The 1,040-nt window shown below is 71.4% G+C and carries 1 protein-coding gene and 1 pseudogene; both read left to right on the top strand.

Annotated features, from left to right (window positions below; all coding sequences use genetic code 11):
• Positions 1–104 (top strand): annotated as a pseudogene (locus ABZ624_RS43235) (transposase); the annotation flags it as partial.
• Positions 105–711: 607 nt separating this feature from the next.
• On the top strand, positions 712–1,040 hold a 329-nt coding region (locus ABZ624_RS43230), incomplete at its 3' end, for a polyprenyl synthetase family protein (RefSeq protein ID WP_360101299.1).

Raw genomic sequence — 1,040 nt, 5'->3', positions numbered from 1 at the left:
GCGACATGGACGCCTTCGGCAGCTCCGACCGCCTGGCCGGCCATGCCGGCCTGGCTCCCAGGCCCCGCGACTCCGGCCGCGTCAGCGGCAAGGGGCGGCGGCCCGGACCGGCCAGGTGGGCCGGATAAGGGCCCTCAGGGTGTATGCGGCGCTGGTTAGGAAGGCCCGCCGCTCGGGTGCCGCGTCCTCGCGGCACAGAGTTGTCAGTCGTGACACCGCTTCATGGTCTTCCGGTCCGGGGGCGAGCAGCGGGTCCGGAGGGTGCGGGGTCTGGGCCAGACCGGTTTCCGCTGGCAGGAGGAGGCGGCCCAGGCGCTGGGTGAAGGCGGCGGCGATGAGTTGGGTGGATCGGCGGGCGGGGCCTGGACCCAGTGGGCTACTGAGGTGCGGTCGTAGCGTAGGCGCAAGCCCTGTGCCATGCCCAGGGCATTGACCGTGCGGGCCAGCATGCTTCCCGTCCAGTCCGCTTCCGCGAGGAGGGCGGCCAGCAGGCTGTTCGGGTCGCGACGCCCTCCCGCCGGTGGCGGTGCGCGGATACGCAAACGCGCAAGCGTTCAGCGGGTTCACGCACGAATCAATGAGGCGTGTTCCCAACGGCCTGCTGGTGGGTGCTCCATGGAGATATGCCCGCACCGGCGGCGGCTGCCACGCCGTGCAGGCTTTTGGCTAAATCTCTGGTGCCGTTCCATTCCCCCATGGTGAGGACCTGCCATGCCCGCATCCGTTCTGCCGACCCCGCTGGCCGGTGACGCTGGCCGCCATCTGCTCGTACGCGCCCAGGAATCGGTCGTACCTGCCCTGCGTGAGTGGGCGGCGCGGATGCCCGCCTCGATGGCCGCGCTGGCCGGCTACCACCTGGGATGGCGTGATGAGCATGGCCGCCCGGTGGCGGGACCCGCGCCCGGAAAAGCCGTCCGGTCGGCGCTCGCCTTCGGCTGCGCCGAAGCCGTGGGCGGCGCCAGCGAGGACGCGCTCGGCGCGGCCGTCGCCATCGAGCTGGTCCACAACTTCTCCCTCATCCACGACGACATCATCGACGG

The sequence above is a fragment of the Streptomyces sp. NPDC007205 genome (assembly GCF_040634095.1).
Classification (GTDB): Bacteria; Actinomycetota; Actinomycetes; order Streptomycetales; family Streptomycetaceae; genus Streptomyces.
Note: the sequence above shows the minus strand (reverse complement) of the source record. Positions and strands in the feature narration are given on the sequence as shown.